The 24,458-nt window shown below is 68.5% G+C and carries 24 protein-coding genes; 15 read left to right on the forward strand and 9 right to left on the reverse strand.

The annotated features are described in order from the left end of the window. The first annotated feature begins 12 nt into the window (after positions 1-12). Positions 13-807 carry a hypothetical protein gene (locus tag ABZW96_RS03420; RefSeq protein WP_355070869.1) on the forward strand — a complete coding sequence of 265 codons (795 nt, stop codon included), beginning with the start codon at positions 13-15 and terminating at the stop codon, positions 805-807. Positions 808-813: 6 nt separating this feature from the next. Here ABZW96_RS03420 and ABZW96_RS03425 read toward each other — a convergent pair whose 3' ends face one another. Together ABZW96_RS03425 and ABZW96_RS03430 are read right to left on the reverse strand one after the other, a co-directional pair. Further along, positions 814-1,380, reverse strand: coding sequence for a TetR/AcrR family transcriptional regulator (locus ABZW96_RS03425; RefSeq protein ID WP_039798681.1), 567 nt, complete (start codon positions 1,378-1,380; stop codon positions 814-816). A 111-nt stretch (positions 1,381-1,491) separates the two neighbouring features. After that, entirely contained in the window at positions 1,492-4,311 is a 2,820-nt protein-coding gene (locus ABZW96_RS03430) for an aconitate hydratase (protein WP_355070871.1), read from the reverse strand. Between the two features lie 286 nt (positions 4,312-4,597). On the opposite strand from ABZW96_RS03430, the gene ABZW96_RS03435 reads away from it, so the two are divergent. From ABZW96_RS03435 to ABZW96_RS03480, 10 genes are all read left to right on the forward strand, one after another. Beyond that, a complete protein-coding gene (locus ABZW96_RS03435; RefSeq protein WP_355070873.1) occupies positions 4,598-5,188 on the forward strand; it encodes a DUF6676 family protein in 591 nt (196 codons plus the stop codon). A 564-nt stretch (positions 5,189-5,752) separates the two neighbouring features. Beyond that, complete coding sequence (locus tag ABZW96_RS03440) at positions 5,753-7,069, forward strand: NlpC/P60 family protein (RefSeq protein ID WP_355070875.1); 1,317 nt, start codon at positions 5,753-5,755, stop codon at positions 7,067-7,069. A 134-nt stretch (positions 7,070-7,203) separates the two neighbouring features. Next, complete coding sequence (locus ABZW96_RS03445; protein ID WP_355070877.1) at positions 7,204-8,385, forward strand: MoxR family ATPase; 1,182 nt, start codon at positions 7,204-7,206, stop codon at positions 8,383-8,385. Between the two features lie 26 nt (positions 8,386-8,411). Next, entirely contained in the window at positions 8,412-9,371 is a 960-nt protein-coding gene (locus ABZW96_RS03450; protein ID WP_355070879.1) for a DUF58 domain-containing protein, read from the forward strand. After that, a complete protein-coding gene (locus ABZW96_RS03455; protein ID WP_355070881.1) occupies positions 9,368-10,369 on the forward strand; it encodes a VWA domain-containing protein in 1,002 nt (333 codons plus the stop codon). Before ABZW96_RS03450 ends, ABZW96_RS03455 begins: the two co-directional genes overlap by 4 nt. Positions 10,370-10,481: 112 nt before the next feature. Then, entirely contained in the window at positions 10,482-10,841 is a 360-nt protein-coding gene (locus tag ABZW96_RS03460) for a peptidase inhibitor family I36 protein (protein ID WP_355070883.1), read from the forward strand. Positions 10,842-11,066: 225 nt separating this feature from the next. Continuing rightward, positions 11,067-11,783, forward strand: a complete 717-nt coding sequence (gene fabG1 / locus ABZW96_RS03465; RefSeq protein ID WP_355070885.1) for a 3-oxoacyl-ACP reductase FabG1 — start codon at positions 11,067-11,069, stop codon at positions 11,781-11,783. A gap of 80 nt (positions 11,784-11,863) precedes the next feature. Beyond that, positions 11,864-12,700, forward strand: a complete 837-nt coding sequence (inhA, locus tag ABZW96_RS03470; RefSeq protein ID WP_355070887.1) for an NADH-dependent enoyl-ACP reductase InhA — start codon at positions 11,864-11,866, stop codon at positions 12,698-12,700. Positions 12,701-12,721: 21 nt separating this feature from the next. Then, positions 12,722-13,783 (forward strand): ferrochelatase, encoded by a 1,062-nt coding sequence (locus tag ABZW96_RS03475; RefSeq protein WP_355070889.1) that lies wholly within the window; start codon positions 12,722-12,724, stop codon positions 13,781-13,783. A 70-nt stretch (positions 13,784-13,853) separates the two neighbouring features. Then, positions 13,854-14,276: a hypothetical protein gene (locus tag ABZW96_RS03480; protein ID WP_355070891.1), complete on the forward strand. Its 423-nt coding sequence runs from the start codon at positions 13,854-13,856 to the stop codon at positions 14,274-14,276. 19 nt (positions 14,277-14,295) lie between these two features. Here the strand turns inward: ABZW96_RS03480 and ABZW96_RS03485 are convergent, their stop codons facing one another. The 3 genes from ABZW96_RS03485 to ABZW96_RS03495 all read right to left on the reverse strand — a co-directional run bounded on the left by ABZW96_RS03485 (position 14,296) and on the right by ABZW96_RS03495 (position 16,871). Then, positions 14,296-15,027: a serine protease gene (locus ABZW96_RS03485; protein ID WP_355070893.1), complete on the reverse strand. Its 732-nt coding sequence runs from the start codon at positions 15,025-15,027 to the stop codon at positions 14,296-14,298. A gap of 46 nt (positions 15,028-15,073) precedes the next feature. After that, positions 15,074-15,889, reverse strand: coding sequence for a hypothetical protein (locus tag ABZW96_RS03490; protein WP_355070895.1), 816 nt, complete (start codon positions 15,887-15,889; stop codon positions 15,074-15,076). A 157-nt stretch (positions 15,890-16,046) separates the two neighbouring features. Beyond that, the gene (locus ABZW96_RS03495; protein ID WP_355070896.1) at positions 16,047-16,871 is read right to left on the reverse strand and encodes a DUF3097 domain-containing protein; all 825 of its coding nucleotides are present in this window, start codon (positions 16,869-16,871) and stop codon (positions 16,047-16,049) included. Between the two features lie 130 nt (positions 16,872-17,001). On the opposite strand from ABZW96_RS03495, the gene ABZW96_RS03500 reads away from it, so the two are divergent. Together ABZW96_RS03500 and ABZW96_RS03505 are read left to right on the forward strand one after the other, a co-directional pair. Further along, positions 17,002-17,433: an NfeD family protein gene (locus tag ABZW96_RS03500; protein ID WP_355070898.1), complete on the forward strand. Its 432-nt coding sequence runs from the start codon at positions 17,002-17,004 to the stop codon at positions 17,431-17,433. Beyond that, on the forward strand, positions 17,433-18,698 hold the full coding sequence (locus ABZW96_RS03505; RefSeq protein ID WP_355070900.1) for an SPFH domain-containing protein: 1,266 nt from the start codon (positions 17,433-17,435) through the stop codon (positions 18,696-18,698). The genes ABZW96_RS03500 and ABZW96_RS03505 overlap by 1 nt, the downstream gene beginning before the upstream one ends. A gap of 67 nt (positions 18,699-18,765) precedes the next feature. On the opposite strand, the gene ABZW96_RS03510 is transcribed toward ABZW96_RS03505, so the two are convergent. Next, positions 18,766-19,608, reverse strand: coding sequence for an SGNH/GDSL hydrolase family protein (locus ABZW96_RS03510; protein ID WP_355070902.1), 843 nt, complete (start codon positions 19,606-19,608; stop codon positions 18,766-18,768). Between the two features lie 116 nt (positions 19,609-19,724). Between ABZW96_RS03510 and ABZW96_RS03515 the strand changes: the two genes are divergently transcribed. Further along, a complete protein-coding gene (locus tag ABZW96_RS03515) occupies positions 19,725-20,402 on the forward strand; it encodes an O-methyltransferase (protein WP_355070904.1) in 678 nt (225 codons plus the stop codon). Between the two features lies 1 nt (position 20,403). On the opposite strand, the gene ABZW96_RS03520 is transcribed toward ABZW96_RS03515, so the two are convergent. Both ABZW96_RS03520 and ABZW96_RS03525 read right to left on the reverse strand, forming a co-directional pair. Continuing rightward, positions 20,404-21,396 carry a zinc-binding dehydrogenase gene (locus tag ABZW96_RS03520; protein WP_355070906.1) on the reverse strand — a complete coding sequence of 331 codons (993 nt, stop codon included), beginning with the start codon at positions 21,394-21,396 and terminating at the stop codon, positions 20,404-20,406. Between the two features lie 46 nt (positions 21,397-21,442). After that, entirely contained in the window at positions 21,443-22,117 is a 675-nt protein-coding gene (locus tag ABZW96_RS03525) for a helix-turn-helix domain-containing protein (RefSeq protein ID WP_355070908.1), read from the reverse strand. Positions 22,118-22,177: 60 nt separating this feature from the next. On the opposite strand from ABZW96_RS03525, the gene ABZW96_RS03530 reads away from it, so the two are divergent. After that, the gene (locus ABZW96_RS03530) at positions 22,178-23,650 is read left to right on the forward strand and encodes an MFS transporter (RefSeq protein ID WP_355070910.1); all 1,473 of its coding nucleotides are present in this window, start codon (positions 22,178-22,180) and stop codon (positions 23,648-23,650) included. 15 nt (positions 23,651-23,665) lie between these two features. Here the strand turns inward: ABZW96_RS03530 and ABZW96_RS03535 are convergent, their stop codons facing one another. Beyond that, the gene (locus tag ABZW96_RS03535) at positions 23,666-24,394 is read right to left on the reverse strand and encodes a hypothetical protein (protein ID WP_355070912.1); all 729 of its coding nucleotides are present in this window, start codon (positions 24,392-24,394) and stop codon (positions 23,666-23,668) included. Positions 24,395-24,458: the final 64 nt, after the last annotated feature.

Genomic DNA, 24,458 nt, shown 5'->3' on the forward strand with positions numbered 1-24,458 from the left:
AAGGAGGCCACGATGATCGACATCATCACTCTCCGCGGCACCGGGGAGCCGCGCAACTCCGACGGAACGCCCGCGGGCATGCTGCACGACGTCGTGAAACTACTCGACACCGGGAAGTTCAGCTGCTTCGAACCGGATTGGCCCGCTTCCGTCGGCCCCGTGCCGGAGGTCTGGGGTCCTTCGCTGGAGACGTCGGTACGGCTCGGCATCGCCGCCGGCGTGCGGGCGATCCAGGACTCGCCGAACGTCTGCGGCCTGCTGAGTTATTCGCTCGGCGGCATCTGCGCCAGCCGGATCCTGGAGGGCGTGCGGTCCGGGAAGTACAAGAACACCGACGGAACGCCGCTGGAGATCGCCTTCGTGGTGAACATCGCCAACCCGCTGCGCCGAGCCGGGCAGTCGGTCGGAAACCTCTGCCCGGCGAATACATTCGGCCTGCATGGGCAGCGCGGCGCGTGGCCCGCGTCGATCGACATCCGCGAGTACGCGAATCCCGGCGACATCATCACCGCGTCGCCAGCGGATTCGCCGTTGCGCGTCATCGACGTGGGTATCTCGCCGTTCTCGTTCGTGGAGGGCGCTCGGATCGGCAACGTCGCGCCGCTGATCTTCGCCGAACTGCTCGAAGTCCTGCTGCGCGACCCGATCGCGAACCTCGAGCGCTACACGACGGCCGTACGCGGCGTCATCGGCTATCTGACCCCGTGGCCCGACGGTCAGCACGTGCTCTATTCCGGACGGAACATGCCGGGGACGAACGTGCTGTGGACCACGCACGCCGCGGAGTACCTCAACGCGGCGTACTAGCCGCCCTCACTGCTTGCGTCGGACCGACGCCTCGACCAGATCCAATACGGCGGAAAGGTTCTCGTTGGTGTGGCCGGAGGCGATCCGGGCGATCAAACCGTCGAGGACGAGGTCGAGGTAGCCGAGCAGCACGTCGGTGGGCACGTCGTCGCGCAGCGCGCCCGCGGCCTTACGACGTTCCAGGCGGGCCAAGGTGGCGGCGGTGAGTTCGGCCGAACGCTGGGTCCAGCCCGCCCGGAATTCGGGATCGGTGCGCAGCCTGCGGGCGATCTCCAAACGCGTTCCGAGCCAGTTGAACTGCTCGGGGTGGGCGAGCATGTCGCGCATCACCTGCACGATGCCCTGATTGGCCGCGACATCGGCCATGCGTTCGGCGTCTTCCTGGGCGAGGGCGAGGAACAGCGCGTCCTTGTCCCGGAAGTGGTGGAAAATGGCTCCCCTGGACAGCCCGATCTCTTCCTCGAGGCGGCGCACGGTGGCGCCGTCGTAGCCGTACTCGGCGAAGCAGCGGCGTGCTCCGTCGAGGATCTGGCTGCGCCGGGCGGCGAGGTGATCGTCACTGACCTTGGGCACGGAATCCTCCAGCGGGGAAACACGGACCCCCGCGTCGGTGGTAGACCGACGCGGGGGTTGTCCGACACGAGACTTCAGTGGCGCGAACACGCGCCAGCGAAGGTGGCGCGATCAGGCACGGATCATGTTGCGCAGCACGTACTGCAGGATCCCGCCGTTGCGGTAGTAGTCGGCCTCGCCGGGGGTGTCGATGCGGACCACCGCGTCGAAGGTGATCTTGTCACCGTTCTCCTTGGTGGCCGTGACCTTCAGGGTCTTCGGGGTGGCACCCTCGTTGAGCTGGGTGATGCCCTCGATGTCGAAGGTCTCGGTGCCGTCCAGCTTCAGCGACGCGGCCGACTCGCCCGCCGGGAACTGCAGCGGGATGACGCCCATGCCGATGAGGTTGGAGCGGTGGATGCGCTCGAACGACTCGGTGATGACGGCCTTCACACCCAGCAGGCTGGTGCCCTTGGCGGCCCAGTCGCGCGAGGAGCCCGAACCGTATTCCTTGCCGCCGAGCACGACCAGCGGGACGCCCGCGGCCTGGTAGTTCTGCGAGGCGTCGTAGATGAACGCCTGCGGGCCACCCTCCTGGGTGAAGTCGCGGGTGTAGCCACCCGAGACGTCGTCGAGGAGCTGGTTGCGCAGCCGGATGTTGGCGAAGGTGCCGCGGATCATCACCTCGTGGTTGCCGCGCCGCGAGCCGTAGGAGTTGTAGTCCTTGCGCTCGACGCCGTTGGCCTCCAGGTACTGCGCGGCCGGGGTGCCGGGCTTGATGTTGCCCGCCGGGGAGATGTGGTCGGTGGTGACCGAGTCGCCGAGCAGCGCGAGCACCCGGGCGCCCTTGATGTCGGTGACCGGCTCCGGGGTCTGCGGCATGCCTTCGAAGTACGGGGGCTTGCGCACGTAGGTCGACTCGGCGTCCCACTCGAAGGTCTTGCCCTCCGGGGTGGGCAGGCTGCGCCAGCGCTCGTCACCCCGGAACACGTCCTTGTAGTCCTCGAGGAACATGTCGCGGCTGATGACCCGGTCGATGGTGTCCTGGATCTCCTGCGGCGAAGGCCAGATGTCCTTCAGGAAGACGTCGTTGCCCTCGGTGTCCTTGCCCAGCGGGTCGTTCTCGAAGTCGAAGTCCATGGTTCCCGCGAGCGCGTAGGCGATGACCAGCGGCGGGGAGGCCAGGTAGTTCATCTTCACGTCGGGGGAGATGCGGCCTTCGAAGTTACGGTTGCCCGACAGCACCGCGGTGACGGTGAGGTCGTTGTCGTTGACCGCCTTGGAGATCTCCTCCGGCAGCGGGCCGGTGTTGCCGATGCAGGTGGCGCAACCGAACGCGACCAGGTTGAAGCCCAGCTTGTCCAGGTACGGCCACAGGCCCGCCTTCTCGTAGTAGCCGTTGACCACCTGCGAACCCGGAGCCATGGACGTCTTCACCCACGGCTTGCGGGCCAAGCCCTTCTCCACCGCGTTGCGGGCCAGCAGGGCCGCGCCGAGCATGACCGACGGGTTGGAGGTGTTGGTGCAGGAGGTGATCGAGGCGACCACGACGGCGCCGTGGTCGAGCACGAAGTCGCCGTACTCCTCGCTGCGCACCGTCACCGGCTTGGACGGACGGCCCTCGGCGCCGTTGGCGGCCGACACCAGCGACTCGGCGCCGTCGTCGGCGAAGGACAGCACGGCCGGGTCGCTCGCGGGGAAGGACTCCTCGACGGCCTCGTCCAGCTTGCTGTGCGGGGTGTCGGCGGCGGGGCCGCTCTCCGCGTCGTTGGTGTAGTTGTGGATGTCCTTGCGGAACGCGATCTTCGACTCCGACAGCAGGATCCGGTCCTGCGGGCGCTTCGGGCCCGCGATGGACGGCACCACGGTGCTCAGATCCAGTTCGAGGTATTCGGAGTAGGCGGGCTCGGAGTCGGCATCGTGCCAGAGGCCCTGCTCCTTGGCGTACGCCTCGACCAGCGCGACCTGCTCGTCGGAGCGGCCGGTCAGGCGCAGGTAGTCGACGGTCACGTCGTCGATCGGGAAAATCGCGGCGGTGGAACCGAATTCGGGGCTCATGTTGCCCAGGGTGGCGCGGTTGGCCAGCGGCACCTCGGCCACGCCCTTGCCGTAGAACTCGACGAACTTGCCGACCACGCCGTGCTTGCGCAGCATGTCGGTGACGGTGAGCACGACGTCGGTGGCGGTCACGCCCGGCTGGATCTCACCGGTCAGCTTGAAGCCGACGACGCGCGGGATCAGCATCGAGACGGGCTGGCCGAGCATGGCCGCCTCGGCCTCGATGCCGCCGACGCCCCAACCGAGGACGCCGAGGCCGTTGACCATGGTGGTGTGCGAGTCGGTGCCGACACAGGTGTCGGGGTAGGCCTGGCCGTTGCGGACCATGACGACGCGGGCCAGGTGCTCGATGTTGACCTGGTGCACGATGCCGGTGCTCGGCGGGACGACCTTGAAGTCGTCGAACGCGGTCTGGCCCCAGCGCAGGAACTGGTAGCGCTCGCCGTTGCGCTGGTATTCGATGTCGACGTTGCGCTCGAAGGCGTCGGCGCGGCCGAAGACGTCGATGATGACGGAGTGGTCGATGACCATCTCGGCGGGGGCGAGGGGGTTCACCTTGTCCGGGTCGCCGCCCAGGGTGGCCACGGCCTCGCGCATGGTGGCCAGGTCCACGATGCACGGCACGCCGGTGAAGTCCTGCATGATGACGCGGGCGGGCGTGAACTGGATCTCGGTGTTCGGCTGCGCCGTGGGATCCCAGCTCGCGATGGCGCGGATGTGATCGGCGGTGATGTTGGCGCCGTCCTCGGTGCGGAGGAGATTCTCCGCGAGGACCTTCAGTGCGTACGGGAGTTTCTCGGTGCCGGGCACGGCGGAGAGGCGGAAGATCTCGTAGGAGTTGCTTCCCACCTCGAGGGTGCCCTTGGCGCCGAAAGTATCGATACTTGTCGTCACGTCAGCTCCACTCGTCTGTGCGGGTGGCCACCGGCGGGGCTGTGCCGGCGGCCGAGTCTTCGGAGGTGCTCCGGCGCCGCTCCGGCGCTGGTTCCTCGCGCCTACGACCTTAACAGTACGCTTGTCCTGTGAAACACCAGGGGGCGGTTCGGCGTGCCGCGCGCGCGAGATGCGACACTCCGTCGCGTACTGTGCTTTCGAGCCAGCAAGGGGGATCTTGCTCGCCCTGCAGTGTTGGATGCCCGTCGCTTCGGTTGCCGATGCGGCTCGACAGACCGGATGGAAGATGACCGCCCCGCACAACTCGGTTTTCACCCCTATGGCCGCCGAATTGCCGCCGAATGTCACCGCCGACACCGTGCGCTCGCTCAACGCCGATCTGGCCGACGATCACGTCGCGACACTGACCGGTAAGGACAAGAAGGAACTGGCCGCCATCGCCGCGGAGGCGCGATCGCAAGGAATCCCGCTGAGCATCGTGGTCGTCCCCGGCAATCCAGGACACGACTCGAGCCTACGGGACTTGGCCACCGAGGTGGGTAAGACGCAGCACGGCACCGTGGTCGTTCTCAGCGACGACTGGGTGGGCACCTACAGCGACACGATCAGCCGTGTGCGGCTGGAGTGGGCCGAGGACGCCGCCAAGGGCACGCAGGGTAAGAGCGGAGAAGCCGCGAGCATCTTCACCGCCCGCTTGGAGACGCCGGAGTCGATGTCCTGGACCGCCATCACCTGCGCACTGCTGGGTGGAATGGTGGCGGTCATCGCCGGACTGTACTGGGTCAAGGTCCGGCGGGCGGCGGCCGACGGTCCGGAGCGTGTGGCGAGCGCCCGGCGGACACCGGACGGCGAGTCGTCCGACGCGCGCGCCATCTGAGGTCGCGGCGCTTTTCTGCGAAGCCGGCTGCGGCCGATTCGACATTCTGGTGGTAACCCGCGCCTGGTAACGGCGCGGTTGTCCATCGCCACTCGGCCGCAGGCGCGGTACCTCTGCGCGTCGCAGGCGTGCGTCGCTGACACCGCCTTCGCTCGATGCGAAGCCGAGCTGTGTCCGATATGGGGCGAAATCGGGCCGTCAGCATCCATGTAGCTAATTTTCCGAACGGTTGGTCTGTTGTGTTCGGAGAAAGCGTGGCGCACAGTACAGCAAATTTCTAGCAATGAAGAAGATGTGGGCGGCAACAAGGTCGATGCCGTTTTGTCGGTGACGTAAGTGTCGTACGGTTCGAATGGTCCCTGATGGGGAATAAGTGTTCCCAGAGGCCATCTGTCGACCACAGTGCATCCTGGTTCGCCTGATGCCCTCGAGGATTGCCGGAATCCGGTCCTTGGAGGTGTGATGCGCAACAACGGCGGGCTCATCAACCGGCGCCGACTATCGGTCGCTGTGGGGTTGCTGATTGCGGTCGTTGTAGTGGTCACGACTGGACCTGTCGCTGCTGTGCCACCTCCTCCGCCAAATCCCAGCGACGGCGAAATCGCCCAGGCGGGCGCGCAGGTGGACGCCGGTGTCGCCGAGGTGGGCACCCTGATCAACCAGGTCGCCGTGGTCGATCAGCAACTGGGGCAACTCGACGACGCCGTCGCGCAGCGCCGGGAGGACGTCAACCGAGCGCTGGTGGACCTGCAGACCGCGCGCGACGCCGCCGACGCGGCCGCCGTCGTGGTGGTGGACACCCAGCTCGACCTCGCCGATGCCGCGGCCAAGGTGGGCCAGGCGCGACGCAACTTCGATCAGTTCGCCACCCAGGCCTATACCAATCCGGGCTCCGGCTCGATGGTCACCTACCTCGCCGCGGCCACCCCCGCGGTCGCACTGGACCGGGCCCAGCTCCTCGAGCTGGTCTCCAAGAATCGTCAGCAGGTGCTGGACGGCCTGCGGCGCGCGCAGATCGATCAAGGCAACAAGAACTCCACCGCGCGGCGGGCGAAATCGGACGCCGACACGGCCACCGCCGTCGCCGCCGCGCGCAGGGCCGACGCCGAGAACGCGGTCGCCGCGGCGAAGGCCGAACTCGACCGGCAGACCGCCCAGCGCGACGACCTGCTGCGGCGGCGCCAGGACGCGCAGGGCAGGCTGGATCAAGCGCGGCAGAACGTGGCCGGCCTGCAGGACCAGCGTGACGCGTACCTGGCCTGGGACGCCATGCGCAAGGTGGAGGAAGCGGCGGTGCGTGCCGCCGCGGCGGCGGCCGCCGCGCGCGCGGCCGCGGACCAGGCCGCTCGCGATCGCGCCGCCGAACTCGGCACCGGAAAACGCCCGCACACTCAGCTGGAGGACGCGCCGCCACCGCGGCGGAGCGCGCCACGACCGAAGTCGCCACCGGTCGAAGGCTCCGCGGCGATCGAGATCGTGGTCGATCGCGCCATGTCACAACTCGGCGTCACCTACGCCTGGGGAGGCGGCGACGAGGACGGGCCGACCCGCGGCATCCGGGACGGCGGCGTCGCCGACAGTTACGGGGACTTCGAGAAGGTCGGCTTCGATTGCTCGGGGTTGATGGTCTACGCGTTCGCGGGCGTGGGGGTCTCACTGCCGCACTACAGCGGCTACCAATACAACGCGGGCACCCGAGTGCCGGTCGGCGATCGCGAGCGCGGCGACATGCTGTTCTGGGGGCCGAACGGCAGCCAGCACGTGGCGCTGTATCTCGGCGACGGGAAGATGGTGGAGGCGCCGGAATCCGGCGACGTGGTGAAGGTGTCCCCGGTCCGCGAGGGCGGCATCATGCCGTTCGCGGTGCGCGTCGTCTCCTGATATCGGACATTCCGGGTGCCCCGCCCGGCCGGAGGACCGCGGAAATTCCCATTCTGTCGGGTCCGGTTGCGGCACAGGCGGTGATTACCTGGAATAGTTGTGGCAGCACGCACAGGACCAAGGCGAAAGCGGGGATGTTGGTGACTTCGACGGACGGTGTGAGCGGAGCGAACTCGGCGAAGGATGCGCCGGTCTCGACGCCCAGCACCCTCGAGCGTGACGTCCAGACCCTGGAGAAGGCGATCTACGAGGTCAAGCGGGTGATCGTGGGCCAGGATCGCCTGGTCGAACGACTGCTCGTGGGCGTGCTCGCACGTGGTCACGTTCTGCTCGAAGGTGTTCCCGGCATCGCGAAGACCCTCGCCGTGGAGACCTTCGCCAGGGTGGTCGGCGGCTCGTTCGCCCGCGTGCAGTTCACGCCCGACCTGGTGCCCACCGACCTCATCGGTACTCGCATCTACCGGCAGGGCCGCGAAGAGTTCGACACCGAACTCGGCCCGGTCGTCGCCAACTTCGTGCTCGCCGACGAGATCAACCGCGCGCCCGCCAAGGTGCAGTCGGCGCTGCTCGAGGTGATGGCCGAGCGGCACGTGTCGATCGGCGGCAAGACCTACCCGATGCCCGACCCGTTCCTGGTCATGGCGACGCAGAACCCGATCGAGAGCGAGGGCGTGTACCCGCTGCCCGAAGCGCAGCGCGACCGCTTCTTGTTCAAGGTCGTCGTCGACTACCCCTCCGTGGAGGAGGAGCGCGAGATCATCTACCGGATGGGCGTCACCCCGCCGGAGGCGAGCCGGATCCTGGAGCCGGAGGACTTGATCCGTCTGCAGAAGGTCGCGGCCAACACCTTCGTGCACCACGCCCTGGTCGACTACGTGGTCCGGGTGATCGCGGCGACCCGCAAACCGGCCGATTTCGGCATGCAGGACGTGGCCAGCTGGATCTCCTACGGCGCGTCGCCGCGCGCCAGCCTCGGCATCATCGCCGCGGCCCGCGCCGTCGCGCTCATCCGCGGCCGCGATTACGTGGTGCCGCAGGACGTCGTCGAAGTGATCCCGGACGTGTTGCGCCATCGCTTGGTGCTGTCCTACGACGCGCTCGCCGACGAGATCAGCCCGGAGGACGTCATCAAGCGCGTTCTGCAGACCGTCGGCCTGCCACAGGTCGCCCCGCAGGCCGTCGCGCCCGGCGTGCCCGCCGCGCCGCCGCAGGGCGCCCCGCAGCAGGTTCCCCAGCCGCCGTCGCCGCAGCAGGCCGTGCCCCAGCCGCCCAACGGGCAGCAGTCGCAGCCCGCGGGCACCGTTCCGCCGAAGTGACCTCGGCATCGGATCGGGTCGCGCCAGTGCCGACGTCGCCGTCCCACGCACCGCCGTCCTTCCACGCGGGGGAGTTGACCGACCCCAGGCTCACGGTCGCGCTCAAGACCCTCGAACTCACCGTGCGCCGCAGGCTCGACGGCGTGCTGCACGGCGATCACCTCGGTCTCATCCCCGGTCCCGGCTCCGAGCCGGGTGAGGCGCGCGCCTACCAACCGGGCGACGACGTGCGCCAGATGGATTGGTCGGTCACCGCCCGCACCACTCATCCGCACGTGCGGCAGATGATCGCCGACCGGGAGCTGGAGACTTGGATGGTGGTCGATCTGTCGGCCAGCCTCGACTTCGGCACCGCCGCCTGCCAGAAGCGTGATCTCGCCATCGCCGCCGCGGCCGCCATCACCCATCTGACCAGTGGCGGCGGCAACCGGATCGGTGCGGTCGTCGCCACCGGCGAACGGTTGACCCGCATCCCGGCGCGCGGCGGGCGCGTCCACGCCCAGTCGCTGCTGCGCGGCATCGCGACCACACCGCACGCGCGCGACGGCGTGCGCGGCGACCTGCGCGGCGGCATCGAATCGCTGCGCCGTCCGCAGCGCAAACGTGGACTCGCGGTGATCATCAGCGATTTCCTGGGTGACATCGATTGGCAGCGCTCGCTGCGCGCGATCTCGGCCAGGCACGATCTGCTCGCGGTCGAGGTGCTCGACCCGCGCGACCTCTCCCTGCCCGACATGGGCGACGTCGTACTGCACGACCCGGAGACCGGGCGCACCCGCGAGTTCAGCGTGACTTCCACGCTGCGCGCCGATTTCGCGGCTGCCGCGCAGCGCCACCGGCAGCAGGTCGAACAGGCTCTGCGCAGCTGTGGCGCTCCGGTGCTCACCTTGCGAACCGATCGGGACTGGATCGCCGACGTGGTCCGGTTCGTGTCCACCCGGCGCCACAGCTTCGGCGCCCCGACCGGGCGGGTGCCACGCCAGTGAGTATTTCGCATTTCACCGCACAGATCTGGCTGGGATTCCTCGTCGTCATCGCGCTGATCGCGCTCGGCTACGTCCTGGTGCAGCGCAACCGGCGCAAGCACATGTTGAAGTTCACCAACATGGCGCTGCTGGAGAAGGTCGCTCCGTCGCGGCCGAGCGCGTTCCGGCATGTGGCCGTCGCGCTGCTGCTGGTCGGCCTGGTGTTCCTCACCGTCGCCGCGGCCGGACCGACCGCGGTCAAGAAGGTGCCGCGCAACCGCGCGACCGTCATGCTGGTGATGGACGTGTCGCTGTCGATGGAGGCGACCGACGTCGCCCCGAGCCGCATCCAGGTCGCCAAGAAGGCGGGCAAGGAGTTCGTCGACGGACTGCCCGAGGGCGTGAACATCGGCTTCGTCACCTTCGCGGGCACCGCTTCGGTGATGGTCTCGCCCACGACGAACCACGAATCGGTCAAAGCCGCGATCGACAATGTGCGGCTGGCCGAGCGCACCGCTACCGGTGAAGGCATTCTCACCGCGCTGCAGGCGATCGAGACGCTCGCCACGGTGCTCGGTGGCGCCCAGGAGCCACCGCCTGCCAGGATCGTGCTGATGTCGGACGGTAAGCAGACCGTTCCGGATTTCAAGGACGTCGACAACCCCCGGCACGAGTACGTCGCCGCCCGGCTCGCCAAGAGCAAGAACGTCCCCATCTCGACCATTTCCTTCGGCACTCGCTGGGGCGTCGTCGAGATCCCCCGGGAGGACGGCAGCAAAGACCAGGTACGCGTCGAGGTGGACGACGACGCCATGCGCGAGATAGCGCGACTGTCCAGCGGGGAGTTCTACACCGCGTCGTCCTTGCAGGAGTTGACCAAGGTATACGACACCTTGGAGCAACAGATCGGGTACGAGCTGACCAGAGGCGACGCCAGTCGTCCGTGGCTGCTGCTCGGACTGGTGGTCGTCGCGGCGGGAGTGGTCATCGGTCTGGTGTATCGCCAGCGTTTGCCTTAGCGCTGCGAACAGCAAGGCGCGCAGGCGATTACACGGCCCATAGCCGGGAAAGTGTGTTACCGTGCCCAGGACGGGCGGTAAGGGAGTGCCGCCCTCCATTTGGGGAGGAATCATGCGAATTTCTGCAATCGTCACCGCAATCGCGTTCGCCGCGCTGGCCTTTGTCGTGGCTCCGCTTCCGGAAGCTTCAGCGGCAGGCTGTCCAACCGGCAGTCTGTGTCAGTACTCCGGTGTCGGCTTTTCCGGTACGGCGAAGGTGGTCACGCTCAACACCAAGAACTTCCGGAACTACTGCGGACCCGCGGGAGATCCGAGCACCAGATCGGTGATCAACAACACGAACGTCGAGTTGCTGTTCAGCTCCGGTTCCAACTGTGGCGGCGGACAACCGTACCGTTACGTGGGGCCGGGTAAGCAGGTGGAGGATCTGGGGTTCGACGCGCTGTCTGTGACTTGGTGCCCCAGCTGCTGAGCAGCGCCTCTCGCGTCGCTCGCCGAAGGTGAGTGAAAGGCGGCGCATCGATCGAATGCCGACCGGCCGGTGGTGTCCTGCACACCACCGGCCGGTCCGCGTGATCGGGCTTCGTTTCGCGCTGTCATTGTGGCGTTTCACGAACGCGGCCGGGCTCGGATGGCGGTCGGACGAACGTGGCGGCCCGGTCGTTGCCTGCCGATTCGACCAGGTAGGTTGAACCCCATGTCGAACATCACATCCCGGTCGGTCCTGGTGACCGGCGGAAACCGCGGCATCGGACTCGCGGTCGCGCAGCGTCTGCTTGCCGACGGTCACAAGGTGGCCGTCACGCATCGTGGCTCGGGGGTGCCGGACGGCCTGTTCGGTGTGAAATGCGATGTGACCGACAGCGAATCGGTGGACGGCGCCTTCGCCGAGGTGGAGGCGCACCAGGGTCCGGTCGAGGTGCTGGTGGCCAACGCGGGCATCACTGACGACACGCTGCTCATGCGGATGAACGAGGAGCAGTTCACCCGGGTGCTCGACGCCAATCTGACCGGTGCGTTCCGGTGCGCCAAGCGCGCGAACCGCGCCATGCTGCGCGCGCGCTGGGGCCGGATGATCTTCCTCGGCTCGGTGGTCGGCATGAGCGGCCAAGCCGGTCAGATCAACTACGCCTCCTCCAAGGCCGGTGTGATCGGTCTGGCCCGCTCGATCACCCGCGAGCTCGGCTCGCGCTCGATCACCGCGAATGTCGTCGCCCCGGGTTTCATCGAGACCGACATGACCGCCGACCTGCCCGAGGACATGCGCGACATGGCCAAGAAGTTCATCCCCTTGCAGCGGCTCGGCCAGCCGGAGGACATCGCGGCCGTGGTCAGCTTCCTGGCTTCCGAGGACTCCGCCTACGTCTCCGGCGCCGTCATCCCGGTCGATGGCGGCATGGGCATGGGCCACTGACCACACCGAACGCGTAGCGCGGCCGGTCCAGGCCGCCCGCAGCCAACCCCACATTCGAATTTCAGGAGAACCGAGAACTCATGGGCGGACTGCTCGAAGGCAAGACCATCCTGGTCACGGGCATCATCACCGACTCGTCGATCGCGTTCCACGCGGCGGCCGTCGCGCAGGAGCAGGGCGCGAAGGTGCTCATCACCGGCATCCCGGAGCGGCTGCGGCTGATCGACCGGATCGCCAAACGCCTGCCCCAGGAGGTCCCGCCGGCCATCGGGCTCGACGTGACCAGCGAAGAGGATCTCGCAGGCCTGGCCGACAAGCTGCGGGAACTGGCTCCGCAGGGGATCGACGGGGTGCTGCACTCGATCGCGTTCGCGCCACGCACCCTCATGGGGCCGGAGGCTCGGCCGTTCCTCGACGGCCCGGGCCCGGATGCCGCCAAAGCGTTCGAGATCTCGGCGTGGAGCTACGCGTCGCTGTCGCGCGCGGTGTTGCCGGTGATGAACGAGGGCGGCTCGATCGTCGGCATGGACTTCGATCCGCGCACCGCGATGCCGTTCTACAACTGGATGGGCGTGGCGAAGGCCGCGCTGGAGTCGGTGAACCGGTATGTCGCCCGCGAGGTGGGCGCGGCCAAGAAGATCCGGTCCAACCTCATCGCCGCGGGGCCGATCAAGACGCTGGCCGCCAAGGCGATCGCGGGCACCGCGACCGACGACGCCGCCAAGCTCAATCAGCTCAACGTCTACTGGGACGGAGCCTCGCCGATCGGCTGGGACGTCGACGACCCCACGGTGGTGGCGAAGTCGATCGTGGCGCTGCTGTCGGACTGGCTGCCTGGCACCACCGGTTCGATCATCTACGTCGACGGCGGAGCCAGCCACAACACCTGGTTCCCGGAGAACATGGCGATCAACTGAGCCGATCGGATGGGAGACACCGTGGTTCGAACCGCCGACGCGCTGCTGCTGCTGTCCTTCGGCGGTCCGGAGCGTCCCGAAGACGTGATGCCGTTCCTGGAGAACGTCACCCGGGGCAGGGGAGTGCCGCGTGAGCGCCTGGAAGCGGTCGCCGAGCACTATCTGCACTTCGGCGGTGTCTCGCCGATCAACGCGCTCAATCGCGACATCATCACGGCGGTCGAGGCCGAACTGGCCGCCGCGGGTATCGAGCTGCCGGTGTACTTCGGTAACCGGAACTGGCATCCCATGGTGGAGGACACCGTCGGGCGGATGGCCGCCGACGGTGTCGGCGCCGCACTGGTCTTCCCGACTTCGGCGTGGGGCGGCTACTCCGGATGCCTGCAGTACCACGAGGACATCGCCCGGGCGCGTGCGGCTTTCGGTGCGGGCGCGCCGGAACTGCTGAAGCTGCGTCAGTACTTCGATCACCCGCTGTTGATCGAGACGTTCGCCGATGCCATTCGCGCGGCGCGCGATCGGCTCCCGGCCGGGCAGCGCGCCGCGGCAAGGCTGGTGTTCACCGCGCATTCCATTCCGGTGTCGGCCGATGCCGCCGCGGGTCCGCCTGCCGACGGCGGTCGGCTGTACAGTCGTCAGGTCGCCGACGCGGCCCGATTGTGCGCCGCGGCAACCGATTTCACCGATTACGACCTCGTCTGGCAGTCGCGTTCGGGTCCGCCGCAGGTGCCGTGGCTGGAACCGGACATCGTCGACCACCTGGACGATCTCGCGGCCAAGGGGGTCGAGGCCGTGGTCGTCTGTCCGGTGGGCTTCGTCTCCGACCATCTCGAAGTCATCTGGGATCTGGACAACGAGGCCGCGCGGAAAGCCGCCGAACTCGGTATGGGCTTCGCGCGGGCCGCGACGCCGGGAAGCGATCCGCGTTTCGCGAAGCTGGTCGTCGAACTGGTGTCCGAGCAGTTGCGCGGAGCCGAACCCCGGCGGCTCGGCGCGGTGCCCGGCTACGGCTGCACGCGCGACGGCGCGCCGTGCGCCGTCGGCTGCTGTGCGGTCACGCGCCGTCCCACTGCTGGGAATTGAGGAGGAGCGGTCGCGGATAGCATCGCCTGCGACCGATCGCCGAATCCGACTTTCTGGGGGGTACCTCTAGATGACCTATGCCGACATGCTGACCAATGCCGCCGTGCTCGATCCGCACGCCTGGTCCGACACGAACGTATGGACCGTGGCGCTCGACGTCACCGAGGCCAGGCGCCGTGGTCGCAGCGGTGGCGGCGGTGGTTTCTCGATCGGAGGTCTGCTGCTGTGCATCGGGGTCGTCGCCGTGGTCATCGGGCTCGTGATCTGGCTGAGCAAGCGGAACAAGTCGAATCAATCGAACCAGCCCCAGCAATATCCGCAGCAGCAGTACCCCCAGCAGTATCTTCCGCAGCAGAATTTGCAGGGACAACCTCAGTATCCGGCGCCGCAGTACCAACAGCCTTATCCGCCGCAGGGGCAACAGCAGTATCAGCAATATCCGCCGCAGCACCAGTACCCGCCGCAGCAGCCGCCGTACCCGCCGCAGCAGTGAAACTCGCCGCGCCTGTGACTCAGAAGCCCGGGCTGGTCAGGCGGGTGTAGACAGTGGGGAAGCCAGGGCGGGCCGCGCCTACGCCCCAGGATGTGAGACCGGCAAGTCGCCCGTCGACGAGAATCGGGCCGCCGCTGTCGTACTGGGCGGTGTCCGCGGTGGGAGTGCCCGCGCAGAGCATGGTGTACGGATCGAAGGCCGGACCATAGGCGGTGGCGCACTCACCATCGGCGGCCAGTGGGACGTTCGCCGCGCGCAACCGGGTGTTGGTCTCGTCGGTTTCGGAGGTCGCGCCCCAGCCCAGGATGGTCGCGCTGCCCGAAGTGGGCGGGGCGACGGTGATCGTCGGACCGGGCTGCGGCTCGTCCAGGGTGAGGATCGCCACGTCGTTGCGATACGCGGTCGTCATGTCCAGAACGGTTGCCAGGAAACCCGGATGCATGCGAATGTTCTTGACATGCACGGTTTTTCCGTCGCTTCCGCGAAGGTCGTCACGGCCGAAGGTGACGGTGAGCGTTTGGGTCAGCGTCTGTGCCAGGGCCACGCAGTGCGCCGTCGTGATCACCTGGTCCGGTGCGACGAGCGCGCCGCCGCAGAACTGCCCGGAGGCGCGGGTGAGTAACAACGGCGTGCCGATGGCCGCCAGCCACGGATACTCCGATGTCGTCGCGTCGGCGCCGCCCACGATCGCCGAGGCCGGGGCGTGCAGGGTGAGACCGAACAGAACAGTCGCGATGGTGACGGCGGCCATGCGGCAACGATGGGAAAAACGCATCTCACACCGCCCCGGCATGATGTCAGCGGCTTCCGCGCGCGGAGGCGTGCACGGCGACCAGGCGCGCGGCGCGGATCGCGTCCCACAGCGGCCGCAGCAGCGATTCCTGCGCACCGATCGCGCTGGCGGAGGTGGGCGCGGAAGCGGGCTCCCGCTGCGCCACCGTGAGGATGGCCGCGACATGATCGGCGGTGTCGAGAATGCGCCTGGCGCGCAATGAAATCGACTCGGGATAGTCGTGCCGCGAATAGTCGGCCAGTTCGGCTTCGATGAGCTCGCGGGGATCGGAGTCGGGCGCGCCCAGCGATGTGGTGTGCAGCTTCATCAGCGCGTCGGCGGCATCGCGAACCGCTTCGCGCATCGCGTATTCGGCTTCGCCGAGGGACATGTCGGGGCCGGGCGCCGAGGGGATGGGCGCACTGTAGACGGTCCATTGCAGCGTGTCGTCCTCGGCCCAGCGCGGGATGAGGCCGGTGCCCTCGGTGCCGGGTACGCCGATCAGCATGCCCTCGCCCGCCTCGATCGCGTCGGCGGCGAACGCCGTGCCCGCGGGGACGCCGCGGATGTCTCCTGGGACCGGGAGCACCAACCGCAGTTGCGCGCCGGGTTGCGCCATCGTCTCGCGAATCACCTTGAGCAGTGCCATGACTCCGCTCCCCGGCAGGTTGCCGTGGGCGGACCAGGGTAGGTCGGTGCGGCCGCCGGTGAGCGGATCACCAGCCGCGATGGTGTGCTTCGGCGCCCACGCGTGCAAGGCGGCCAAAACGTCGTCGGGCGCACTGCAGCCGGCCAGCCAGGAGCTCGCCCACACCGTCAGCGTCGCACTTGGAGAGCACATAATTATCGAGCATAAAGGGTGGGCGCTACCGGTGGGCATCCATACGCAAGGGCATTGGTGAGCAGCACGGAAACCGCGGGCGCCGCGCTGCCCGCGCCGAGCGAGTCCGTGCGGATACCGTCCGGCATCGGAGCGGGGCGCTCATCCTCCGCCGTCGCTAGTCCGGCTCGGTGACGAAATCTATGAGTCGCTCGACCGCGCCGATGAGTGGCGTCTCCAGGTCGCGGAAGGAGGACACCGCCTCGTACACCTTCCGCCAGCCGTCCTGCGGGGAGCCCCAGCGCAGGCGTCGGCAGACGCCGGTCTTCCAGTCCTCGTCGCGCGGCACCCGCGGCCACTCCGCGATGCCGAGGGTGGCCGGGCGCACGGCTTGCCAGACGTCGACGAACGGGTGCCCGGTCACCAGGACATGTGGCCCGAGCCCGGTGGTCAGCTGGGTCTCCTTCGATCCGGTCACCAGGTGGTCGACCAGCACGCCGACCCGCCTGCCCGGGCCCGGCCGGAAGTCCGCCAGCCGAGCGGCAAGATTGTCCAAGCCTTCCAACTGCTCGACGACGACGCCCTCGACGCGCAGATCGTGGCCCCACACCCGCTCGACCAGCGCGGCGTCGTGCACGCCCTCCACCCAGATCCGGCTGCCACGGGCGACCCGGGCGCGCAGGCCCTCCACCCTGGTGGAGCCGGAGGCCGAGCGGTTCGGCGTCTGCGGCGCGGCGGCCCGCGGCCGCACCAGCGTCACCGGCTCGCCGTCGATGAGGAACGCCGCCTCGCGCAGCGCGAACAGGCGCACCGTGCCGCGAGCGTCCTCCAGCTTCACGAACTCGCCGTCGTAGCTGCGATCGAATCCGACCACCGCGCCGCAGAATCCGGTGGCGGCATCCTCGACCACCAGGTCGCGTTCCGCGGTGACCGTCGGCACCGCCCTTTTCTTCGATCGAGGATGCCCGGAGAAGATGTCGCCATACCTGTCACGCCCGCTCACCTGCCTGAAGCTAGCACCGCCGCTGTGGCTTTCGGCGGACCAGGGGCACCGCGCGTCCACGCGTGGAATTCATCGGGAGTACTCGTCGATGATGCGCCCGAGATCATGATCCGCGCACTACAGTGGTCGTGTGGCCGCAATTTTTTGGCTGGTCGCGGGCATTCTGCTCGCGGCGGCGGAGATGCTCACCGGCGACCTCACCTTGCTGATGCTCGGTGTCGCCGCGCTGGGCACCGCGGGTGTCAGCGCGGCGGCGGATACCTCCGTCGTGGCCGACGCCGTCGTCTTCGCGGTGATCTCGGCGGTGCTGCTGCTCGGTGTGCGCCCGATCATCCGGCGTCGCTACGGAACTCCTCCGCCCACGCCGACGAACGTGGACGCCCTGCCGGGCAAGACCGCTCTGGTGCTCGAGCAGGTGGCGGCGCACTCCGGCCAGGTGAAACTGAACGGCGAGGTGTGGACCGCGCGGCCGATGGACACGACCGAAGTCTATGAACCGGGTACGACCGTTTATGTCATGAAGATCGACGGCGCGACCGCCGTCGTCTGGAAGGGGCCTTGATGGCTGTACTGATCGTTGCCGCCGTCCTCATCTTGCTGGTCGTGGTGGTGGTCTTCAAGTCGATCGCGCTGGTGCCGCAGGCCGAGGCCGCGGTGATCGAGCGGCTGGGGCGGTATTCGCGGACGGTTTCCGGCCAACTCACGTTCCTCGTGCCGTTCGCCGACCGCGTCCGCGCCAAGGTGGATCTGCGGGAGCGGGTGGTGTCGTTCCCGCCGCAGCCGGTGATCACCGAGGACAACCTCACCCTGCACATCGACACGGTGGTCTATTTCCAGGTGACCAGCCCGCAGGCGGCGGTGTACGAGATCAGCAACTACATCGCCGCTGTCGAGCAGTTGACCGTCACCACACTGCGTAACGTCGTCGGCGGCATGACGCTCGAACAGACTCTCACCTCGCGCGACTCGATCAACGGCCAGCTGCGCGGCGTGCTGGACGAGGCGACCGGGCGCTGGGGACTGCGCGTCGCGCGGGTCGAGCTGAAGAGCATCGATCCGCCGCCGTCGATTCAGGAGTCGATGGAGAAGCAGATGAAGGCCGATCGCGAGAAGCGCGCCATGATCCTCACCGCGGAGGGACAGCGCGAATCGCAGATCAAGACGGCCGAGGGCTCGAAGCAGGCGCAGATCCTGTCCGCCGAGGGCGCCAAGCAGTCGGCGATCCTGTCGGCCGAAGGCGAACGGCAGAGCCGTATCCTGCGGGCACAAGGTGAGCGCGCCGCCTCCTACCTGCAGGCGCAAGGCCAGGCCAAGGCCATCGAAAAGGTCTTCGCCGCCATCAAATCCGGCAAGCCGACGCCGGAATTGCTTGCCTACCAGTACATGCAGACGCTGCCCATGGTCGCGCGCGGTGACGCCAACAAGGTGTGGCTGGTGCCGAGCGATTTCGGCAAGGCGCTGGAGGGGTTCGCGAAGAGCTTCGGCACGCAGGGCGAGGACGGTGTGTTCCGGTACGAGCCGCCCGCCTCCGACGGCGCGGAAGCAAAGCCCGAGGACGACTCCGATGTCGCGGACTGGTTCGACACCGCGCCCGACCCGACCATCGAGCGCGCCGTGCGCGCCGCCGAGGCCACGGCGCGGACCCCGGTCGAGGGGCTGACCCCGACACCGCCCCCGCCGGCGTTCGAACCTTCGCCGCACCAGCCGGTCATCCCTCCGCATGAGGCTTTCCCGGCTCAGCAGCAGCCGCCGCAGCAACCTCCGGCCCAGCGCCCGGACGACCCGCACGGCCGTCCTTGGCAGCCGCCGGAGAACTTCACGAAATAACCTCGCGCCGGCGCCGCCCCGGACTCCGCCCGAGTTCGGGGCGGTCGCGTCGGCGCGGCCGAATCACTCAGCCGGGCAGCCCGGCGGCGCGGATCGCCGGGACGACGACATCGGCGATGCCGCGCATGCCCTGCGGGTTGAGGTGGTAGGGCAGCAGCGTCTCGGTGGCGAGGACGGGCTCCATCCAGCGGACGCCGACGGGCGCGCACGCGTCGCGGCCCTCCGATGCGGCGCCGGTGTCCACGTAGATCGCGCCGTGCGCGGTGGCGACGCGGGACACCACGGAATTGAGATGATCGAAGGCGGCTTGGATGGGCGCGGCGTCGGACGGGCGGAGACCGACCAGCGCCGGGCAGCCGCCGTCGCGCACGTAGCGCGGCCAGCCGTCGACGACGATCAGCGCGTGCGGCGCCCGGGCCGAGATCTGTTGCAATGCGGCCGCGTAAGGCGCCGCGATCGCATCGATGTCGACGTCCCAGTCCGGACCGGCGCAGATACCGGCCCCGGAGAGGCCGTAGACGTGGCAGGCGACGATGTGTTCGGCCATCAACGCGTCGTTGGCGCCGATGTGCACGGTGACCAACCTGGTGGCGGGGCCGAGCGGATCGAACTGGGGCGGAATGCCCGGCTGCTGCGGGGCGGTGAGGTCCGCGATGAGGGCGGAGTTGCAGGTGCGGTCGTCGATCCGCAGGCCCAGGTCCCGGGCGACCAGTTGCGGTGTGTTCGCGGTCGAGCGAAGGCATCGGAACGGGGCCGAGATGTCGAAGTTCCGCACGCCCGTGGTGGCCGCCCCGGAATCGCCCACGGCGACGTATTCGGCCCCGCCGATGGGATCGGCCGCGGCGGGGGAGGTGGCGCCCAGGGCGATCAGACAGGCGGTGACCGCTGTGGCCCGCGCAAGATTCGTCATGTCGTTTCTGTCCGTCCATTCGTCGGCGCGCTCACGAAACATGTACGTCTCTCCGTGCCGAACGCTACTCGCCGGAGGCGTGCCCGCGGGTGGAATCGGGTGGCAGACTGCGAGGTATGACGACATCTGGATGGGCCGATGTGGACAGCTACCTGGTGGAGACACTGGTGGCGGATCCCGATTCCGACGCGGCGCTGGAGGCGAACAAGGCGGCCGGCCTGCCCGCGATCGACGTGTCACCGCCGCAGGGGAAGTTTCTCCATCTGCTGGCCAGGACGGTCGGCGCGCGACGCGTGCTGGAGATCGGCACGCTCGGCGGATACAGCACGATCTGGCTGGCCCGCGCGGTCGGCCCCAAGGGGCGGGTGGTCACGCTCGAGTTCGCCGCCCGGCACGCCGAGGTGGCGCGGGCGAATCTGGACCGTGCGGGCGTCGGCGACCGAGTGGAGATCCGGGTCGGCGCCGCGCTGGACAGCCTGCCCGTGCTCACGCAGGAGGATCCGGAACCGTTCGACTTGGTCTTCATCGACGCCGACAAGGTGAACAACGCGAATTACGTACTGTGGGCGCTGCGGCTGACCCGGCCGGGCTCGGTGATCATCGTCGACAACGTCGTGCGCGGCGGCACGATCGCCGACGAGCGGTCCGAGGACCCGAACGCGCAGGCCAGTCGCGAACTCGTCGAATTGCTCACCGCCGAACCGAGCCTGGACGCGACCGTGGTGCAGACCGTTGGTGCGAAGGGCTGGGACGGCTTCGCCTATGCCGTGGTGAACGGCGACAACGTGGAGTGAGTCAGGGCTCCAGCACCACTTTGCCGGTCGTCCCGCGCGTTTCCAGCGCGCGGTGCGCGACGGCCGCGTCGGCGAGCGCGAAGCGCTGGATGCCGGGTCGCAGCCGTCCGGCGATCGCCTCGGCCATGGCGAGGTTCTCCAGGACGCGCAGATCGCCGCCCGCGCGCGCCAGCATCGGCGGACCGATCACCGTCTCGGAGGTAATACCCCGTTCGGCCAGTTCTGCGGCGGAGAGTCGGACCGGCCCTTCGTCGTTCGATGTGCCGGACCAGCCATAGACGAGATGTTGCCCGCCCGGTGCGAGCAGATCGATTCCGGCGCGGGCGACCGCGCCGCCCACCGAGTCGAACAGCACGTGCGCCCCGTGGTCGCCGATTCGAGCGCGGACCCGGTCCGGCCAATCCGGCAACAGATAGTCGACCGCCAGGTCGGCGCCATTGTGTCGCACCTGATCGACCTTCGCGGGGCCACCGGCCAACCCGATCACCGTGGCTCCGGCATTCTTCGCGAATTGCACCAGCAGCGTGCCGATGCCGCCCGCCGCGGCCGTCACCAGGACGACACTGCCGGGCTTCAACTCGGTGAACTGCAGGATGCCCATGGTCGTTCGCCCGGTGCCGATCATCGCCACCGCCTCCGCCGCATCGAGGTTCGCCGGAATCTCGTGCAGCCGGGCGGCGTCCGTCACGGCGAATTCGGCGTAACCGCCGGGCACCGGGCCGAGGTGGGCCACCACCTGCGCGCCCAGCAGGCCCGCATCCACATCGGCGCCCACGCGGTCCACGGTGCCCGCGACTTCGCGCCCGGGGATGGTCGGCAACTGCGGCAAGGGAAACGGCCCGGGCTCGCCCTTGCGCAGGGCGGTATCGACCAGGTGCACACCGGCCGCCGCCACCGCGATGCGGACTTCGCCGGGGCCAGGCACCGGATCGGGAACGATTTCGTAGCGCAGGTTCTCGGCCGGGCCGAAAGCGTGGAGGCGGATGGCGTGCACGGTGGCTCCTGTTCGTTGGCGTCGCCGGTCAGCCTCCAGCATCAAGTTAGGTTGAGGTCAACCGGTCGCGCCGGGCCGCCCTGGCCTGGAAGCCGTCGCAGAGCGCGTCGAGCCCGTCGTAGAGCAGCTCCTCCTGGGTCAGATCGCGTACACCGCTGCCTGCGAGATCGGCCAACGCGGAGGGGACCGGTCCCTCTGCTGTGCCGTGCAGCAGCGTCCGCAGCCCGTTGTCGCCCGCGGGATCCATGCCTTTGCGCGCCATCAGTTCGGCGCTGATCTCGGGCAGCGTCGCGCCGGAGATGTAGTTCCAGACGGTGAAGGACATGCCGGTCGCCTCGCGGGTGGACACGCCGAGTTCCAGGAACCCGTCGACCAACCAGGCCAGGCAGGCCAAGCTCTGCGGCCCGAAGCTGTAGCGCGGAGTGGCGAAGGTGAGCAGCACCCACGGATGTTGCCGGTACAGGGCCCAGTCGACCTCGGCGGCGATGCGGACCCGGTCGCGCCAGGTCCACCGCTGTCCCTCGGGGGAGGGGTACGGGTTGCGCCGGGCCACTTCGTCGGTCATCAGCGCGAGCAGTTCGTCTTTGTTCGCGACGTGGCGATACAGCGACATGGCTCCCGCCCCGAGCCGATCGGCGATGCGCCGCATGGACAGCGCGTCCAAGCCTTCGGTGTCGGCGAGCTCGATCGCGGTGTCGATGATGGCGGCGCGGTGCAGCATGCGTACACTGTACCCGGAATCATGCGTACGACGTACGCGTCATGGAGAGGATGTTCGGTGATGACAGACGTGCAGCCGGTCCGGACCGAGCCGGCCACGACGGGCTCGCGGCGGGCCTGGCTGGGCTTGGCGGTCCTGCTGCTGCCGGTGCTGCTGGTTTCGATGGACATCTCGGTGCTGTTCCTCGCGCTGCCGACACTGACCCTCGATCTGGATCCGTCCGCGGACCAGCAACTGTGGATTCTGGACATCTACGGCTTCCTGATCGCGGGCCTGCTGATCACCATGGGCAATCTCGGCGACCGGATCGGGCGGCGCAACATCTTGCTGACCGGCGCCGTGGTCTTCGGCATCGCGTCGGTGATCGCGGCGTTCGCGCCCAGCGCGGGCGTGCTGATCGCCGCGCGGGCGCTGATGGGCATCGGCGGCGCGACGTTGCTGCCGTCCAGCCTGGCGCTGATCTCGAGCCTGTTCCCGGACGCGCGGGAGCGAGCGGCCGCGATCGGCGTCTGGACGGCGTTCTTCGCGGGCGGCTCTGCTGTCGGACCGATCATCGGTGGCGTGCTGCTGCACCAGTTCTGGTGGGGTTCGGTGTTCCTCATCAACATCCCGGTGCTGCTGGTCCTGCTCGCGTTCGGCCCGTTCGTGCTGCCGGAGCATCGGGCGGGAGTGCGGGGACCGCTGGATCTCCCGAGTGTCGTCCTGTCGATCGGCGGCATCCTGCCGGTGGTGTACGGGATCAAACACGCCGCCACCAAGGGCATCGATGCGCAAGCGATCGTCGTCGCGCTGGTCGGCGCGGTGATCCTGACCGTTTTCGTGCGCAGGCAGCGACAGCTGCGTGAGCCCCTGCTCGATCTGCGGCTGTTCGCCAGGCCCCAGTTCTCGGTGGCGATCGGCGCCAGCCTGACCGGCATGATGTCGCTGGCCGGCCTCAGCTATCTGACCAGCGTCTATCTGCAATCGGTGACCGGGCGCACGCCGCTGGCGGCGGCGCTGCTCGGCATCCCCATGGCGATCGCGGTCTTCGTCTGCTCGGTGGGCGGCGCCCGGGTCGGGCATCGCTTCGGCGCCCGCGCGACCTTCGTGTTCGCCTTGCTCGCCTCCGCGGCGGGCAACCTGATGCTGCTCGGTGTCGGCGCGCACGACGGACTCGGCTGGTACCTCGCCGGTTCCACGATTGCCGGAATCGGCTACGGTCTGGCCTTCACGCTGGTGTCGGAGGTCTCGGTGTCCTCGGTGCCGCCGGAGCGGGCCGGGTCGGCGGTAGGTATCTCGGAAACCAGCTTCGAACTCGGCAACGCGCTGGGTCTCGCGCTGCTCGGTTCGCTCGCGGCGCTCATCTTCCGGTCCGGGGGCGACTACGCGGCGACGCTCGGCGAGACCATCCAGCAGGCCGGCGGGAACGCGGCGCTGATCGAGGCGGCGCGCGGATCCTTCGTCGACGGCATGCACGTCGCGGTGGCCGTCGGCGCGACGGTGCTCACGGCGATGGCGCTGATCGCCCGCTTCGCCGCTCCACGTTCGCGCTGAGTTGTGCGGCCGGGATCAGTGGCCGAAGACGGAAGTCATGATCTCGGCCGCCCAGCGGTTCATCGGCCGGACGATCGTGCCGTGCACCCAGCGGACCGGGCGCACCACCACAGCGAGCCAGACGACGGCGAAGGCGGCGAACACCGGGCGCAGCACGTAGCGGTACAGCGCGCGGCACGGCAGCACCACGAGCACACCCACGATGAGCGTGGCCACACGCCACCCGTAGCGCGCGGTCACGCGCACCGTTTTCCAGAGCGGGTGCAGCACCCAACGCCACAATCGCGACAGGGGCCAGACGATCAGCCACTTGACGGTCTGGTGGCAGACCCAGGCGATGGCATACGCGATCGGATACACGACCCAGCGCAGCAACCAGGCCCCAGCGGGACGAATCACTTTGCGCCACAGGAAGACCTCCACCGCACGCCGCAGTGGTCGCAACAGGTGTTCCAGCAGGAGCGACAGCAGCGGCGTGAGCACCGAGCCCCACAGCAGATGCTGCACCACCCAGCCCCACAGGAAATCCTTCACGACGATCCACGCGGGCCGCAGCACCCAGTGCCGGATCAGCTCGGCCGCCGGGACCAGCAGATGTCGCGCGATGTACCCGAGCGCCGCCGCCGTGGCGCGGCACAGAAGCAGAACGCCCTCCCACAGCAGACGGATCGGAACCAGCACCACGATCGCGATCGCGCGCGCGATCCACTGTGCGGCAGATACTCGCGTGTCCGGCGTCGACACCTCGCCCCCTCGGTAGATGCACCGGGCGTAGCCCTGGTGAAGAATTCTGTGCGCCCGCAACATT

The sequence above is a fragment of the Nocardia sp. NPDC004168 genome, assembly GCF_040610355.1.
Classification (GTDB): Bacteria; Actinomycetota; Actinomycetes; order Mycobacteriales; family Mycobacteriaceae; genus Nocardia; species Nocardia sichangensis.

Coding starts and splice junctions, on each gene's coding strand:
- ABZW96_RS03480 (WP_355070891.1), top strand. CDS start 13,854: ATGACCTATGCCGACATGCTGACCAATGCCGCCGTGCTCGATCCGCAC.
- ABZW96_RS03510 (WP_355070902.1), bottom strand. CDS start 19,608: ATGACGAATCTTGCGCGGGCCACAGCGGTCACCGCCTGTCTGATCGCC.
- ABZW96_RS03525 (WP_355070908.1), bottom strand. CDS start 22,117: ATGCTGCACCGCGCCGCCATCATCGACACCGCGATCGAGCTCGCCGAC.
- ABZW96_RS03420 (WP_355070869.1), top strand. CDS start 13: ATGATCGACATCATCACTCTCCGCGGCACCGGGGAGCCGCGCAACTCC.
- ABZW96_RS03515 (WP_355070904.1), top strand. CDS start 19,725: ATGACGACATCTGGATGGGCCGATGTGGACAGCTACCTGGTGGAGACA.
- ABZW96_RS03435 (WP_355070873.1), top strand. CDS start 4,598: ATGACCGCCCCGCACAACTCGGTTTTCACCCCTATGGCCGCCGAATTG.
- ABZW96_RS03505 (WP_355070900.1), top strand. CDS start 17,433: ATGGCTGTACTGATCGTTGCCGCCGTCCTCATCTTGCTGGTCGTGGTG.
- ABZW96_RS03530 (WP_355070910.1), top strand. CDS start 22,178: ATGACAGACGTGCAGCCGGTCCGGACCGAGCCGGCCACGACGGGCTCG.
- ABZW96_RS03490 (WP_355070895.1), bottom strand. CDS start 15,889: ATGTGCTCTCCAAGTGCGACGCTGACGGTGTGGGCGAGCTCCTGGCTG.
- ABZW96_RS03460 (WP_355070883.1), top strand. CDS start 10,482: ATGCGAATTTCTGCAATCGTCACCGCAATCGCGTTCGCCGCGCTGGCC.
- ABZW96_RS03485 (WP_355070893.1), bottom strand. CDS start 15,027: ATGGCCGCCGTCACCATCGCGACTGTTCTGTTCGGTCTCACCCTGCAC.
- inhA (WP_355070887.1), top strand. CDS start 11,864: ATGGGCGGACTGCTCGAAGGCAAGACCATCCTGGTCACGGGCATCATC.
- ABZW96_RS03445 (WP_355070877.1), top strand. CDS start 7,204: ATGTTGGTGACTTCGACGGACGGTGTGAGCGGAGCGAACTCGGCGAAG.
- fabG1 (WP_355070885.1), top strand. CDS start 11,067: ATGTCGAACATCACATCCCGGTCGGTCCTGGTGACCGGCGGAAACCGC.